14 protein-coding genes are annotated in these 14,406 nt (G+C 54.8%); 4 read left to right on the plus strand and 10 right to left on the minus strand.

The genetic code is table 11. From position 1 onward, the window contains the following. Window positions 1-4: 4 nt before the first annotated feature. A complete protein-coding gene (locus ACZ5FM_RS21740; protein ID WP_464040740.1) occupies window positions 5-862 on the plus strand; it encodes a bifunctional 5,10-methylenetetrahydrofolate dehydrogenase/5,10-methenyltetrahydrofolate cyclohydrolase in 858 nt (285 codons plus the stop codon). On the opposite strand, the gene ACZ5FM_RS21745 is transcribed toward ACZ5FM_RS21740, so the two are convergent. From ACZ5FM_RS21745 to ACZ5FM_RS21780, 8 genes are all read right to left on the minus strand, one after another. Further along, the gene (locus ACZ5FM_RS21745) at window positions 859-2,259 is read right to left on the minus strand and encodes a mannitol dehydrogenase family protein (RefSeq protein WP_464041044.1); all 1,401 of its coding nucleotides are present in this window, start codon (window positions 2,257-2,259) and stop codon (window positions 859-861) included. The two genes, ACZ5FM_RS21740 and ACZ5FM_RS21745, sit on opposite strands and share 4 nt — an antisense overlap. 2 nt (window positions 2,260-2,261) lie before the next feature. After that, window positions 2,262-3,458, minus strand: a complete 1,197-nt coding sequence (uxuA, locus tag ACZ5FM_RS21750) for a mannonate dehydratase (RefSeq protein WP_464040741.1) — start codon at window positions 3,456-3,458, stop codon at window positions 2,262-2,264. Between the two features lie 28 nt (window positions 3,459-3,486). Next, window positions 3,487-4,527 (minus strand): L-idonate 5-dehydrogenase, encoded by a 1,041-nt coding sequence (locus ACZ5FM_RS21755; protein WP_464040742.1) that lies wholly within the window; start codon window positions 4,525-4,527, stop codon window positions 3,487-3,489. 62 nt (window positions 4,528-4,589) lie between these two features. Then, window positions 4,590-5,996, minus strand: a complete 1,407-nt coding sequence (locus ACZ5FM_RS21760) for a TRAP transporter large permease (protein ID WP_312948645.1) — start codon at window positions 5,994-5,996, stop codon at window positions 4,590-4,592. A gap of 3 nt (window positions 5,997-5,999) precedes the next feature. Next, window positions 6,000-6,575: a TRAP transporter small permease gene (locus ACZ5FM_RS21765; RefSeq protein ID WP_312948647.1), complete on the minus strand. Its 576-nt coding sequence runs from the start codon at window positions 6,573-6,575 to the stop codon at window positions 6,000-6,002. Window positions 6,576-6,640: 65 nt separating this feature from the next. Next, window positions 6,641-7,615, minus strand: a complete 975-nt coding sequence (locus tag ACZ5FM_RS21770) for a sialic acid TRAP transporter substrate-binding protein SiaP (protein ID WP_464040743.1) — start codon at window positions 7,613-7,615, stop codon at window positions 6,641-6,643. 69 nt (window positions 7,616-7,684) lie between these two features. Continuing rightward, the gene (locus tag ACZ5FM_RS21775) at window positions 7,685-8,398 is read right to left on the minus strand and encodes a FadR/GntR family transcriptional regulator (protein WP_464040744.1); all 714 of its coding nucleotides are present in this window, start codon (window positions 8,396-8,398) and stop codon (window positions 7,685-7,687) included. A 205-nt stretch (window positions 8,399-8,603) separates the two neighbouring features. Then, a complete protein-coding gene (locus ACZ5FM_RS21780; protein WP_464040745.1) occupies window positions 8,604-9,671 on the minus strand; it encodes an Ldh family oxidoreductase in 1,068 nt (355 codons plus the stop codon). Window positions 9,672-9,826: 155 nt separating this feature from the next. Between ACZ5FM_RS21780 and ACZ5FM_RS21785 the strand changes: the two genes are divergently transcribed. Both ACZ5FM_RS21785 and ACZ5FM_RS21790 read left to right on the plus strand, forming a co-directional pair. Then, window positions 9,827-10,819 (plus strand): GntR family transcriptional regulator, encoded by a 993-nt coding sequence (locus ACZ5FM_RS21785; RefSeq protein ID WP_464040746.1) that lies wholly within the window; start codon window positions 9,827-9,829, stop codon window positions 10,817-10,819. 170 nt (window positions 10,820-10,989) lie between these two features. Further along, the gene (locus ACZ5FM_RS21790) at window positions 10,990-11,496 is read left to right on the plus strand and encodes a BA14K family protein (RefSeq protein ID WP_192489092.1); all 507 of its coding nucleotides are present in this window, start codon (window positions 10,990-10,992) and stop codon (window positions 11,494-11,496) included. Between the two features lie 60 nt (window positions 11,497-11,556). On the opposite strand, the gene ACZ5FM_RS21795 is transcribed toward ACZ5FM_RS21790, so the two are convergent. Then, window positions 11,557-11,949 (minus strand): rhodanese-like domain-containing protein, encoded by a 393-nt coding sequence (locus ACZ5FM_RS21795; protein ID WP_464040747.1) that lies wholly within the window; start codon window positions 11,947-11,949, stop codon window positions 11,557-11,559. Between the two features lie 82 nt (window positions 11,950-12,031). On the opposite strand from ACZ5FM_RS21795, the gene ftrA reads away from it, so the two are divergent. Then, on the plus strand, window positions 12,032-13,033 hold the full coding sequence (gene ftrA / locus ACZ5FM_RS21800) for a transcriptional regulator FtrA (protein WP_464040748.1): 1,002 nt from the start codon (window positions 12,032-12,034) through the stop codon (window positions 13,031-13,033). On the opposite strand, the gene ACZ5FM_RS21805 is transcribed toward ftrA, so the two are convergent. Then, complete coding sequence (locus ACZ5FM_RS21805; protein WP_464040749.1) at window positions 13,034-14,404, minus strand: sigma-54-dependent transcriptional regulator; 1,371 nt, start codon at window positions 14,402-14,404, stop codon at window positions 13,034-13,036. Window positions 14,405-14,406 lie beyond the last annotated feature (2 nt).

A 14,406-nucleotide genomic window follows, 5' to 3' on the forward strand; every position in this document is an offset into this window, starting at 1 on the left:
GCAGATGGCTGGCAGAGCAATCGTCCTTGATGGTGATCTACTGGCCACTGAACTGCGACGGGAGATGAAGAGCCGTGTTGCGGCTTTGCGAACTGCCGGCGTGACACCAAAGATTGCCACTGTGCTGGTGGGGGATGATCCCGCCAGCCATCGATATATCGCCCGCAAACATGCCGATTGCATTGATTTGGGCATTGAATCCATCGATTTGAGGATGCCCGGCGACGTCGACATGTCCGGTTTGCTTGCTCAGGTGTCCGATCTCAACGGGGATAAAAGCGTTCACGGTTTTCTGGTGCAGCTTCCATTGCCATCACATCTGGATGGGGAGGAAATTCTTGCAGCTGTTGATCCTTCAAAAGACATTGATGGCCTCCATCCAGTCAATCTCGGTGCGCTATGTGCTGGTTTTCCGAAAATGCTGGCCTGCACGCCGTCTGGCATTTTGGCGCTTCTTCGTCATTACCAGGTACCGCTGGCGGGTAAAAACATCACGATCATAGGTCGCGGGATGTTAACTGGGCGACCGCTTGCCATGTTGCTGTCGCTTCCGGGCATTGATGCGACAGTGACGCTGGTTCACAGCAAAACACCTGATATTGCCACTCACACAAAACTGGCTGATGTGGTGATCTCTGCGGCCGGAAAGCCTGATCTGGTGACCGCTGATATGATCAAACCGGGCGCTGCCGTTGTCGGTGTCGGCATTTCTTATAATGCCAATTCCGAGGCTGTTTCTGATGTTGCTGATGATGTGGCCGATGTTGCCGGTTGGGTTACGCCCCGACACGGTTCTGTTGGCGCGTTGACGCGCGCCAAGCTGCTTTCAAACCTCATCGATTGTGCGGAACGAGCCGGTTAAAGTTTTGCCAGTTCGGCATTCACCTGATCCCGCCAGGAACGGGCATTCACCAATTCCGGCGGGAACAATCCCGGTATCGCGAAGTATGGTGCGCTGGCATCTGTGGGATCAGTGATCGCAGCCGCGGCGAGAATTTCTTGGCCGCGTGGATCATCGAGATCACCACGTTTCTGGATTGATTTGATCCAGAGGGCGATCACATAGGCAAAGGTGGTTGCATCTCTGCCTGCTGCCAGTGTTTCAGATGCGGCTGACAAAATGCGTTGTGGCAGTTTCTGGCTAGTGTCCAGTGCAATCTGTTCGGTGCGGTGGGCGATGGTTGGATTGGCAAAACGGTCCAACAGTTGTTTGCGGTAGAACGGCAGATCGATGCCGGGAACCGGATCGAGCGTGGCGACAACAGCCTCCATATGCCGCTCAACCTTTGCGACGAATTCCGGCACGGCCATCACGTCGCGGACAAATTCCAGGTCATGCAAAATGCCCAGATGGGCAATCAGCGTGTGAGAGCCGTTGAGTAACCGCAGCTTCATTTTTTCATATGGTTCAACATGGGTGGCAAATACTGCACCGCCGGCCTCCCATGCCGGGCGTCCGGAAATGAAATCATCTTCGATGATCCACTGCATGAAGGGTTCGGTTTCAATGGCCAACCGATCATTGACGCCAAGCAGAGAGATCGCCCGCTGCCGTGTTTCTGCTGTTGCAGCAGGCACAATACGGTCAACCATGCTGCAGGGAAATTTGCCTTCTTGTTCAATCCAGCGCGCGAGTTCCGGATCTCGTTGCTCAGCCATTTCCAGCACCAACCGACGCACCACATGACCGTTGGACGGCAGGTTGTCGCAGCATAGAATTGTGAAGGGCGAATGACCGCGTTCCCGGCGTCTGACGAGACCTTCGACCAGAAAACCGACCACGCCAACTGGTGCGTGCGGGTTAGCCATATCGGCCTTGATTGCAGGGTGTTGTAGGTCCAGACCGCCCGTGAGAGGATTAAGCCCATAGGCTTTCTCACTGACGGTCAATGTCACGATACGGGTGTCCGGGCTTGAAAGATAAGCGATAACATCGCCTCCCCGTTCTGCCGCACAAATCCAGTCAACCGTTACGCCAATGATGTCAGCCTTGTCGCCATCTGCGCTACGGGTGATGACCGAGTAAAGGCCTTCCTGTTGTTGTAGTGCCTTGACCGGCTCAGGCGACCGCAAATTGACTGCGACGATACCCCAGGGGCCAAATGTCTTCTCGATGGCTTTCTGGGTGAAAACCGCCTGATGGGCGCGGTGAAATGCGCCAAGGCCAATGTGGACGAGGCCCGGCTTGAGCAATTTTCGATTGTAGGTCGGTTGCGAGACGTTGTCCGGTAGAAGGCTGGATGACGAGAGTGTCTCCATTGTCATGCACGCCCATACTGCGAGTGAAGCAAGGTCCGCTCGACGCCGCGCAATTCCGCCAATCCCTTCAGGCGGCCAATTGCTGGATAACCCGGTTGGGCGCCGCGCGTCAGGTCATCAAGAATTTCCTGACCGTGGTCAGGGCGCATAGCGATCCGGTGGTCTTCACGCCCCTCCTGCTTGCGTTTCTTTTCCTCCGCCAGCAGCGCTGCAATGACGGCGACCATATCCGTGCCACCCTCAAGATGTTCGTCTTCAAAGAACGAGCAAGGCACAGTGTCAGTGTCGCGTGTCACATTGCGCAGGTGAACGAAATGGATACGGTCTGCAAAACGTTTGGCGATAAACGGCAGGTCATTATCCGCTCTTGCTCCCAGCGATCCCGTGCACAGGGTTACGCCGTTGGCGCGGCTGTCGACCTGTTTCAGCATATGCGCGTAATCGTCTTCAGTAGAGAGAATGCGTGGCAGCCCCAGAAGTGGCCAAGGTGGGTCGTCGCCATGGGCGCAAATGTTGATGCCTACTTCTTCAGCCACAGGAACCACTTGTGACAGGAAATCGATCAGATTGGATTGCAGCTTGGTGCGATCAATGCCCTGATAGGTCCGCAACTTCTCCAGCAATTGCTCAAGCGTGTAGCCATCGGCAGACCCCGGAAGGCCTGCGCCGATGTTCTTGCCAAGTGCAGTAATCTTGGTGTCGGGCATATCTGCAAAACGTTTTGCCGCATCGTCTATCAACCATTCCGGATAGTCATTCTTGGCGTCCGGGCGTTTCAGGATATGGATGTCAAATGCTGCAAAATCGGTCAGGTCAAAACGCATGGCTTTGGCGCCATGACGGGTTTCCCACCGCAGGTCGGTGCGTGTCCAGTCGAGTACGGGCATGAAGTTATAGCAGACGGTACGAATGCCAGTGGCCGAAAGTCGGCGCAATGTTTCCTGCCAATTGGCAACATGATCCGTCCAGTCACCCGTCTGTGTCTTGATTTCTTCCGACACTGGCACGCTTTCCACGACGTCCCAATAGAGGCCGCCAGCCTTGATTTCTTCGTGCCGTTTGCGGATTTCATCAACCGGCCAGACGGAACCGGTTGCAATGTGGTGCAACGCGCTAACAATGCCTTCTGCACCGGCCTGAGCCGCATCACGAACGGTTACCTTGTCAACGGGACCAAACCAACGCCATGTATGTTTCATTGCAATATTCCTTTAAAAATCAGTGAGGTCAGCTGAAGGTGATCTGCACCTTGCAGGCAACGGAACGGTCGCCAGCCTGTTCAAAGGCTTCAACAGCGTTTTCCAGCGGAAAGTTGTGCGAGATAATCGGCCGAACGTCGATGGACCGTGATGAAATGGCCTGAACGGCTTGCGCGAACTCTTGGTCAAACCGCTGTGAGCCACGCCAGATGACTTCCTTTCCGACAAGCGCATTGAGTGGAATGGTCATGTCTCCAGTAACGCCGACCTGCACAATTGTCCCACGCGGTTTGATAACGGCGAATGCGGAACGCAACGCCGGGCCAGCGGCTGAGCAATCAAACACCACGTCGAATGTGCCCTTGCCTTCCTGATAAGGTGCAAGGCCCTGCGGATTGGAGATGACGTTGATTGTCTGGGTGGCGCCCATGGCGGGCGCGCGGGACAGTGCTGCATCGGCAAGATCTGTCACAACAATTTCACTTGCGCCAGCGTGTTTTGCGGCTGCGACAGTCAGCAGTCCGATGGGGCCGGCACCGGTCACCAGTACTTTTTTGCCAGTGAGATCTCCGGCTTGGGCGACCGCATGCAGGCAAACGGCCAGTGGTTCGGCGCAAGCTGCTTCTGCTGGCGTAATGTCACTTGGAAAAGCGAAGCATTGTTTTGCGGGAACGACCAACCAATCCCGGAACATGCCTTGTTCATGCGGCAGACGCATTGCGCTGCCCATGAAACGCATGTCGAGGCAATGAATAGGCTCGCCTTTATCGCAATACTGGCATGTTCCACATGGTTGGGATGGATTGACGGCGACCAAGGCGCCAATCGTTAGTTCGCTTACGCCGTCTCCCAGTTTGTCTACGTAACCGGAAGCTTCATGGCCTGATATGATGGGTTCGCGCACCTGAATGGGTCCAAAGCCACCATCCTGATAATAATGCAAATCCGAACCACAAATGCCGCCGACGGCCATACGAAGCAGCACGTTGCCGGGCCCGGGTTCGCTGAACGCCTGGGTTTCGACCTTGAGATCCTGTTTGCCGTAAAGACGCGCAACGCGAGTGAGCATTCAATCTGCCTTTAATCTTAAAAAAGGGAATGCCGCGCGGATTTCACCGCGCGGATGGTATGTTAGCGGATCAGGCCCATCTGGGTCGGCAACCACAAGGAAATCGCCGGAATGAAAGTGATCAGAAGAAGCGCGATAAACAGCGGGACCATCCAGGGAAGGATTGCCAGCGTCGTTCGTTCAACCGACATTTTTGATATGCGCGCGAGGACGAACAGCACCATGCCGACCGGTGGGGTTAGCAGACCGATCATCAGGTTGAGGGTTACGATAAGACCGAGGTGAACCGGGTCAATTCCGTAACGGGCTGCAACAGGCATCAGGATCGGAACAAGGATACTGATGGCAGCAATCGTATCAAGGAATGCACCGACAATCAGCAGCAACACGTTGACAAGAATAAGGAATGTCCACCAGTTGTCTGTCAACCCGAAGATGAAGTCCGAGAACAACTGCGCTGCCTGACTTACCGTCAGCAACCAGGCAAAGATAGATGCTGCGGTTACAATGAACAGAACCGAGGCCGTGGTTTCAATCGTGTCGAACGATGCTTTTGCCAGGGTTTTGAACGTCATCGTGCGATAACGAACTAGTCCGAGGAACATAGACCACATCACCGCAGCAACAGCCGCTTCCGTCGGTGTGAACCAACCCATTGTCATGCCGCCAATCAGTAGTACCGGCGTCATCAGAGCCATAACGGCTGAGAAGTCAAAGTACCAATCAAGAGCCACCAGAGCCACAAGGCCGATAAGGACTGCAAGATTGACGGACAGGCCAGCCAGAACCAGCAGATAGACCGCAGCCGGGAAGGAGAAAACGATAACGACTTCTAGCGAGGCGCTCATAAGCTGTTTGAGTTCGAACGGCGTATCAGAGCCCCAGCCCTTGCGGCGTGCGAAAACATAAACCGTCAACATCATCAACACAGTCATGACGATGCCAGGCACAATACCGGCCATGAACAATGCGCCAATCGAGGCATTGGCCATCATGCCATAGATCACGAAAGGCAGCGATGGTGGAAAGATAGGGCCAAGCGTTGCAGATGCTGCAGTTACGCCGACGGCGGCTTCGACGGGGTAACCATGGTCCTTCATCGCCTTGATCTCGATGGTACCAATACCGGCCGCATCAGCAAGTGCTGTGCCTGACATGCCGGAGAACACCACAGAACCGATGATATTGACCTGCGCCAAGCCACCCTTCATCCAGCCGACGAGCGACAGGGCGAAGTGATAGATACGACCGGTGACGCCAGCGCTATTCATGAGGTTGCCAGCCAGAATGAAGAAAGGCACGGCAATAAGCGGAAAACTTTCCACGCCAGCGATCATGCGCTGGGCGGCGATAATATCAGGTGCAACGCCATAGAGGACAAGATACAAAAGCGAGGAGACTGCCATGGATACGGCTACAGGTGTGCCGATGAGCATGAGCAGCAGAAATGAACCAATCAGTAGCAGCATCGCTCAAATTCCCTGTGTATTAATGGCTTCGTCAGCCTGCTCGCGCACGGTTTTTTTGCTGGTCATGTCCTTGACGAAGTTCTGCACCGAACGCAGGAACATCAATATGTAAGCTGCAAACACGGTATAGAAGACAATGCCGCGTGGAAGGTCGACTGTAACCATACGTTCGTCGCCGACGATTTCGAGATAACGCCACATCAACCAGGTGATGTAGGCGAAAAAACCGATGTTGATGAGGTCAACGACAACTTCAAGGGCACGTCCTGTCTTGCGCGACAGGAAGCGATAAATCAGGTCGACCTGAATGTGTCGAACCTGACGGACACACATGACGGAGCCAAGAAACACCACGACCACAAGGCAGTTGGCGGCAATTTCTTCTGTCCAGGCAAGACTGTTGTTGAGTGCGTAACGTGTGAAAAACTGCAGGAAGACACTGGTCGCCATTCCCCAGAATACCAGCATGGTCACCCAGTCTTCAAATGCGTAGGGAGACAGGTCGACATCGACAACCTCTTCCTCGAAGGCATGCGCCATCTCTTCCACGCTGATGGGCGCGTTTTTTTGATCTGTCATTTGGAAAGCTCCAGTGGACTAGGCCAAAGGGATGTCCGGTGCCGTGTAGGCACCGGACGGTGCAATTACTGGATGGCGCGGATGGCTTCCCAGTCAGCTTTGTCGTAACCGAATTCTTCGAAGGTCACTTTGTCCAACACGTTCTTTTCGAAGTCGGCCTTGTCGACTTCCGTGACGGTCAGGCCACGCTTCTTGAAATCCTCGACGAGAGCGTTTTCACGTTCTTCGATGATTTTGGTTGTGCGTTCTGCCGCCTGCTGCATGACTTCCACGAAGATTTTCTTGTCTTCGTCCGAAAGGCTGGCCCAGCGGCTCTTTGAGATCAGCGTGTTGAGGTGGTCAACAATGTGGCCAGTCAACACGATGTTTTTCTGAACTTCGTAGAACTTCTTGGCATCGATCGTTGTCAGCGGGTTTTCTTGGGCATCCACAGTGCCGTTCTGCAGTGCAAGATAAACTTCAGCAAAGGCAATTGGTGTGGTGTTTGCACCGCAGGCACGTGGCATGGCAAGGTAAGCCGGAACATCAGGCACGCGCATTTTCAGGCCAGCCATATCGCCGCATTTTGCAATCGGCGTATTGGATGTGGTGTGGCGCGTGCCGTAGTAGCTTACAGCGGTGATGATGTTGCCAGTCTTGTCTTCATAACCTTTCGCCAGACGCTTGAACACATCGCTCTTGGTGTAGGCGATGAGGTGAGCAGGATCGCGGAAGATGTAAGGGAAGTATGTTACGCCAATAGGCTTATAGTCGCGGGCTGCAAAGCTGGAGCCAGAGATGATCATATCAACAGTGCCGAGCTTCAGGCCTTGGTTGATGTCGGCTTCCTTGCCGAGCTGTGAAGCGGGGAACACGTCGATCTTGTAGCGTCCCTCGGTGCGTTTTGCTATTTCTTCAGCGGCCCATACCGACTCCGTATGGAAAGGCTCTGTTGTTTCATACACATGCGCCCACTTCAGGGCCGTCTGCGCCTGCGCCGCGAGTGCCGATGCCATGATCAGTGCAGTTGCACCAAGCAACGTTTTTAATCCGAATTTCATCCTCAAATCCTCCCTAATTGATTTCAGATTTCGTATGGTTGTGATCCCGCCGCAAGAAGCGCGACAGGGTTATTCTTCTCCTCCCAACTCCTCACCGAAGCTCTCAGAGAATCTCTTTTGCGCCCGTATCATGTGCAGGCGCATCGCCTCACGCGCAGCAGCCGGGTCGTTAGCCGCAATCGCATTGCGGATGACCACATGTTCCTCCATTGCCAGCTGCCAGGTATGCGGGCCCTCAAAGTAACCTGCTAGCTTCTCGAAATAAGGCGTCATCCGCTGATCGTAGATCAGACCCGTGAAGCGGTTCAGTGTCGCGTTGCCGATGATGTCGGCGATAGCCGTATGAAACTCCCGGTCCACGGCCAATGCACGTTTTGCATCATGAAGCGACTGCTGCATGCGCTTCAGATTGTCGTCGAGTATCGCTACATGCTGTGGGGTCGCCAGGCGTGCGGCTTCTTCAGCAATTGCACTTTCGATGATGCAACGCGCCTGCAAAATTTCGAATGGGCCGTCGCTGTCATCTGCAGGCAAGACAATCTTGGTTGGGCTTGTCTTGCGGCTGATATAGACGCCTGAACCCATGCGGATCTGGATGTATCCCTCCACTTCCAGAACAATCAAAGCCTCGCGAACGGTCGGGCGCGATACCGAAAATCTCTCTGCAAGCTCGCGCTCGGCAGGCAGGCGGGCTCCATCGGAAAGCTCCCCCGTTTCGATAAGTAGACGTATCTGGTCCGCGACCTGCCGATAAAGGCGGCGCGGTTCCAATGCCACAAACATTTAGATCCTCCCATGCGCCACTCCCCTGGCGCATATCTGGTAAGATGGCCTTACCAATTTTTTTATTAAAGCTGCTTCAGTTGATAAGTCAAGCGAGAAATTAAATAAATATTACAATTAAGTATATGTTTTTAAACGCAAAAATTTGCTTGGCGGCAACCTGGTTGCCGCCCGTATTTTTCAGCGATGGAGCTATGGTTGCCTCTCAGATCAGAGGCATTTCCAAGCCATATTTTTCGGCAAGCTCTTCGAAAGCCTGCCTTGTGGCGGGGTCAACAGTCACCCCTTCTCGTTCTCTTTGCGCTGCGACAAGCCATTCCCGGTCGCCGGGCGCCATGACCTTGCAGTCTTCACGGGTTGGTGACGTGCGCAGCACCTGCAGATAGCGCTGCATGCCCGGATCATATGTCTGCCGGTCGACGAATGCTTCCGGTTTGATAGCCAGTACAAATGCGCCCATGCCGCGTGGCTTGGAAAAATCAGGCCCACCCATCGGAGCAATATCGAAACTCAGCTTCATGCCGGTCAAAACCGCGCTGAAAATTTCTGCGACGCCTGCAAGAGCCGCGCCCTTGAAGCCGAATTCGCCACCGAGCGGCGCGAGCATGTCAGCAGCATTGGCATCCGTGGTGTCAACGCCCGTTTCATCAGATGCAGTAGCGTTTGGTAGAGCTTGGCCGAGGCTGCGATACAGCAGAACACGGTTATAGGGGATGGAACTGGTTGCCATGTCGAGCAACCACGGATCATCCCCGGAAACTGGCACGCCAACTGAAATCGGGTTTGTGCCGTGGAAACGCATCGCACCGTCATGCAGGCGGACAAAGCTGTCCGAGTTGCAGAATGTAATGCCGATATAACCTTTGCGGGCCGCTTCGATGGAGTAGGCGCCAGCCGGACCAAAATGTGAGGTGTTGCGGATAGCAACTGCGCCAATTCCGAACTTACTGGCGAGGTCGATCGCGTTGTCCATTGCCGTATATGTGGCAAGGGCACCGTGCGCGTCATCTGCATCCAGCGTTTCGATGGCGCCAAAGCTTGTTATTTTTTTGATATTAGGTGCGCCGTTGATGCGGCCGCCGTTCAGCGCTGTGATGTAGTGGGCAAGAAGGCGGACACCGTGGCTGTCGACGCCGTGACGGGTGCCATGCATCATGGCTCGCGTTGCAGCGTCTGCCGTTGCCGTGTTTGCGCCAGCGGCGACAAACACGGCACGACAAAACCGGTCGAGCTCTTCCAGCGACACATTGTTCTGTGCGTTGGTTTGCAACATCCCGGTTCCTCCCCTCCAAAATGTACTATGTGTACACTAGACATTATTTTTGAGTCACGCAATGCCGCCATCTGCAAAAATCTGTTGTCAAAGCTGTTGCAAGGCAAAGCCGCTTCCCGCATCTTCGAACCAGAAAAACCAGAGCAATATCATCCATGTCCACCACCGGTTCCGGCACAGCTCCCAAACTCTACCAGCGCGCTTGCGAGGTTTTGGCATTGGATATCAATAATGGCGCCATCAAGGTTGGCAGTCGCCTGACGGAAACAGGGGTGGCTGAGCGCTTTGGAATCAGCCGCGCACCTGCCCGGCAGTCGTTGATGGAACTTGAGCGCATGGGGCTGATACAAAAAGCCTCTTCGCGTGGTTATGATGTATTGGCACTCGCCAATCCAGCGGCTGTCAGTACGGCCCCCAAAGCTGCGGCCAATGATGATCCCAAGATACATTTCCTGCCAAGTTGGGAGTTGATCTACTCTGAAATCGAAATGGAGATTGTCTCACGGACAACCTTTGCCAGCTGGCGCATCAATGAAGCGATCCTGGCGAAACATTACGGTGTCAGCCGAACGGTTGCACGCGATGTGGTGGCCCGCCTGCAGCAGCGTGGCATTGTTCAGAAAGATGACAGCGCACGGTGGTTTGCACCCGCACTGACCATGCAACACATTGATGAGCTCTACGAATTAAGATGGGTTCTGGAGCCACTGGCGTTGGAAAAAGCCGTACCCAATTTGCCTGAGGGGTTTCTCACCCGGGTTCGCGGCAATATCGAAACAGCAATAAACTGCCAGATGCCGCAAGTCGGCAGCACATTGGACAGGTTCGAGCAGGAACTTCATGTCGAGCTTTTGGGGTATTGCGGCAACAGTTCACTGATGCGCGCGATCAGCCTGCCGCAGTCACTGCTCATTGCCCACCACTTCCTCTATCCCCGTACCACCGATCTGTTCGAGACGGAGCCGTTTCTGCCGGAGCATCTGGAGATACTCACCCATATTCAGGACGGAAATATCGTCGGCGCCAAGGACGCGATGACGGCGCATCTGCAGATTTCCCGCGAAAGAGCCATGATGCGTATTCAGGCGGTGACCCATTCGATGACGCCAGATGAGCTTCCCTATCTGGACCTCATGGAGTCGCTTTGACGCGGTGACGATTCCGTGTTTCCTGTTGGTTTGGATTGATACTCCGCACCCCCCGACAAACGCCGTGCTTGTGCCTTAATTCATTCAGGATCCATTCAGGCAGCGGGAACTATTTCTTATGCCATGATGTTTTAACGGGTGACAAAACACCCTCTGGATGGACGAAGACAATGTTCACAGTTGCAAAGAAAACAGTACTGGCAATTGCGGTCGCTGCCACAGTGATTGTTCCGCTTCAGTCAGCGAACGCCGGTGACTGGAACCGCCGTCACCGCAACGAGGCAGCTGCCCTCGGCGTGATTGGTCTTGCGGCTGGCTTGGCTGTCGGTTCAGCGCTCGCACGTCCGTCTGAACCGGATGGTCCTGTTTACATTGACCCGCCGCGCCGTGGTCCGGTTTATGCCGAACCTGAATATGTGTATCAAGACCCATATGCGAATGACGGTTATTATCCTGAGCCTCCGCGAACCGTTTACCAGCGACCGCGCCCAGTTTACGAGACACGCCCGGTTTACGAAACACGTCCCGCCTATCAACCGCGGACAGTTTACCGCACGATCGAACCATGGTCGCAGTCTTGGTATGACTATTGCTCACAGCGTTACAGAAGCTTCAACGCTCGCACCGGCACCTACACCGACTATAGTGGCCAGCGTCACTTCTGTACTGCTGGCTAAACAGCGGTCTCAAACATGTCAAAAAGCCCGCAGGCTGACGTCTGCGGGCCTTTCTTGCGATTACAGCACTGCCAATTCGAAACCCTCATCCAGCCAGCCGGTAATGCCGCCAGCCATGATCTTTACCGGCCGCCCCAGTTGAGCAAGCCGCAAGGCACCTTTTGCTGCGCCGTTACAATGCGGCCCCGCACAATATGTCACGAAAATAGTGTCTTCAGGCCAGGCTGCCATTTTCGATACAGTCATTTTGCCATGCGGCAGGCTAATGGCACCGGGAACGTGTCCCTTGTCGTAGAGCGCTGGCCCGCGCACATCGAGAAGCACAAAATCTGCGCCCTTTGACAGCGAGTCGTGGACATCCCAACAATCGGTTTCAAAGCTGAATTCGGCTGCGAAATGTTCAACAGCCAGATGGCTTGGTGCAGGTTTTACGATGGTAACGGCAGTGGTCATTGATCTGTCTCCTTTGCATAGCCCATTTTGCAAAGATGGCTCTGATTGCAAATTGGCGTAAATGCCAATAAACGTAAAAATCATGCCAAATGTATCAAACAGTCCGCAGCCTCCAAACGGCCCTCTCGTTGTAGCCTTGCTCTATGACCAGCTTTGCACGTTCGAATTTGGGATCGTTGCCGAAGTTTTTGGCCTGTCGCGCCCGGAGATGGGGGAGAACTGGTATCGGTTCGCCAGTTGTGCGGTGGAGGACGGGCCGATGCTTGCCCATGGCGGGCTACGTGTAACGGCGGATGCGGGTCCCGAACTGCTTGACATCGCCGACATCATTATTGTGCCGGGCTGGAAGGGGGCTGATGCTGCTGTCCCGCCGGAGCTCTGTGATCGTTTGCGGGCTGCGCATGCGCGGGGAGCGCGTTTGGCATCAATATGTTCCGGTGCATTTGTGCTTGCTGCTACGGGCTTGCTGGACGGTGGGGTCGCGACCACCCATTGGCGTTACGCGGAGGCTCTGCGATCGCGTTATCCGGAGGTGTCCGTGGATGATGCGTCCCTCTATCGTTCCCATGACCGCATCTATACTTCGGCCGGCAGTGCCGCCGGTATTGACCTGATGATCGAAATTGTACGTCAGGACTTTGGTGCCGTTGCGGCCAATTCAGTGGCAAGGCGTCTGGTGATGCCAGCACATCGTACCGGTGGGCAAGCACAGTTTCTGGAACGCCCGGTTGCGAAACGTGACGGTGTTGAGATTTCTCCGCTTTTGGACGCCGTGCGGTCCGATCTCTCCCGCACGTGGACCATCACCGAGATGGCGCGTTTCTGCCGAATGAGTGAGCGGACGTTTCTCAGGCGTTTTACCGAAGCAACCGGTGCCGCACCGGGCCAATGGCTGACAAATGTGAAGGTCGATGCGGCAAAACAACGCCTTTGTCAGGGGCGCGAGCAGATGGAAGACATTGCAATGGCAGTCGGGTTTGGAAGTGCGCACACACTTCGTCATCACTTCCGGCAAACCATGGGCATCAGTCCGGCAGAATATCGCGCCCGGTTTTTGAACGAACAGGTCCCCTTGCCAGTGTAATCAGGCAGAGGCGTTCTTTTTGGCCGTGTAATCAGCGCGATTTATGCCATGCCGTTGCAGCTTGTCGTAAAATGTCTTGCGCGCAATGCCGAGCGCGGCGATGGTTGAAGCGACGTCACCATCATTTTGCACGAGAGTTTCATGAATGATCTTTGCTTCATGCCGATCAATACGCTCTGTTAGCGTGCCAGACGCTTTGGCTTCTTCTTTCGGAGGGATGCCAGACAGTGTTCCACTTTCCAGCCCAAGAGCGACGCGTTCGGCGAAATGGCCTAGTTCACGGACATTGCCCGGCCAGTCGTGATCTGCCAGATGACGCGACACGCTGGCGGAGATTTGCGGAACGGGCATGTTGAAGCGTTTGGTGGCGCGCGACAGAAAATGGGAAAACAACATCGGAATATCCTCCCGGCGCTCCCTTAACGGCGGGATAGACAATGTGACAACGTTCAATCGGTAATACAGGTCGTCCCGAAACTGGTCGCGGCGTGCTGGATCGCCAAGATCGACTTTGGCGGCTGCAACAACACGGATGTCTACGGACCTTTCGTCATTGGATCCAAGTGGAGAAACCTCCCGCATTTCAAGGACGCGCAGCATTTTCACCTGTACTGCCAGCGGCATGCTCTCAATTTCATCCAGGAACAGCGTGCCACCACTTGAGTGCTCAATACGGCCAACGCGTTTTTTCTGCGCGCCGGTGAAAGCCCCTGCCTCATGGCCGAAAAGCTCGCTTTCAATGACGCTTTCCGGCAGCGCACCGCAATTCAATGCGACGAAGTTGCCTTTCGAGCGCTTTTTGCTCCAGCGGTGCAAAGCCGTCGCGACCACTTCTTTGCCGCTACCGGTCTCACCTGCCACGAGGACGTCGACGTCGGCGTCGGCGATATGGCGGATGGTGTCGCGAAGACGCTGCATGGCAGGCGTTTGGCCAATCAGCGGCAGGTCGCCTTCCGCCTGTTCGGCTGCCAACTTCAAAGCGCGGTTTTCCATGATGAGATGACGTTTTTCCAGCGCACGCATTGCGCTTTCTACCATGCGCTCGGCGGCAAATGGTTTGGTCATGAAATCATAAGCGCCGTTATGCAACGCTTCGACGGCCATCGGGATATCGCCGTGGCCCGTCATCAGGATGACGGGCAGATCGGTATCGACACTGCGGACTCGTTCGAAAAATTCTAACCCATCCATCCCGGGCATACGCACGTCACTGATAATGACACCGCCAAACTCGGCAGATAACGCATCCAATGCCAGTTTTGCAGCGGGAAAGGACGTTACCTCAAGGCCTGCCAGTTCCAGCGTCTGGCGCATTGCCTTGCGCAATGCGGAGTCGTCATCGACGAGAAATACCTTGCCTGAAATGCCCATGA

The organism is Agrobacterium sp. 5Ca50, from assembly GCF_055381905.1.

Coding starts and splice junctions, on each gene's coding strand:
- ACZ5FM_RS21805 (WP_464040749.1), bottom strand. CDS start 14,404: ATGGGCATTTCAGGCAAGGTATTTCTCGTCGATGACGACTCCGCATTG.
- ACZ5FM_RS21740 (WP_464040740.1), top strand. CDS start 5: ATGGCTGGCAGAGCAATCGTCCTTGATGGTGATCTACTGGCCACTGAA.
- ACZ5FM_RS21765 (WP_312948647.1), bottom strand. CDS start 6,575: ATGACAGATCAAAAAAACGCGCCCATCAGCGTGGAAGAGATGGCGCAT.
- ACZ5FM_RS21795 (WP_464040747.1), bottom strand. CDS start 11,949: ATGACCACTGCCGTTACCATCGTAAAACCTGCACCAAGCCATCTGGCT.
- ACZ5FM_RS21775 (WP_464040744.1), bottom strand. CDS start 8,398: ATGTTTGTGGCATTGGAACCGCGCCGCCTTTATCGGCAGGTCGCGGAC.
- ACZ5FM_RS21780 (WP_464040745.1), bottom strand. CDS start 9,671: ATGTTGCAAACCAACGCACAGAACAATGTGTCGCTGGAAGAGCTCGAC.
- ACZ5FM_RS21785 (WP_464040746.1), top strand. CDS start 9,827: ATGTCCACCACCGGTTCCGGCACAGCTCCCAAACTCTACCAGCGCGCT.
- ACZ5FM_RS21770 (WP_464040743.1), bottom strand. CDS start 7,615: ATGAAATTCGGATTAAAAACGTTGCTTGGTGCAACTGCACTGATCATG.
- ftrA (WP_464040748.1), top strand. CDS start 12,032: ATGCCAAATGTATCAAACAGTCCGCAGCCTCCAAACGGCCCTCTCGTT.
- ACZ5FM_RS21745 (WP_464041044.1), bottom strand. CDS start 2,259: ATGGAGACACTCTCGTCATCCAGCCTTCTACCGGACAACGTCTCGCAA.
- uxuA (WP_464040741.1), bottom strand. CDS start 3,458: ATGAAACATACATGGCGTTGGTTTGGTCCCGTTGACAAGGTAACCGTT.
- ACZ5FM_RS21755 (WP_464040742.1), bottom strand. CDS start 4,527: ATGCTCACTCGCGTTGCGCGTCTTTACGGCAAACAGGATCTCAAGGTC.
- ACZ5FM_RS21790 (WP_192489092.1), top strand. CDS start 10,990: ATGTTCACAGTTGCAAAGAAAACAGTACTGGCAATTGCGGTCGCTGCC.
- ACZ5FM_RS21760 (WP_312948645.1), bottom strand. CDS start 5,996: ATGCTGCTACTGATTGGTTCATTTCTGCTGCTCATGCTCATCGGCACA.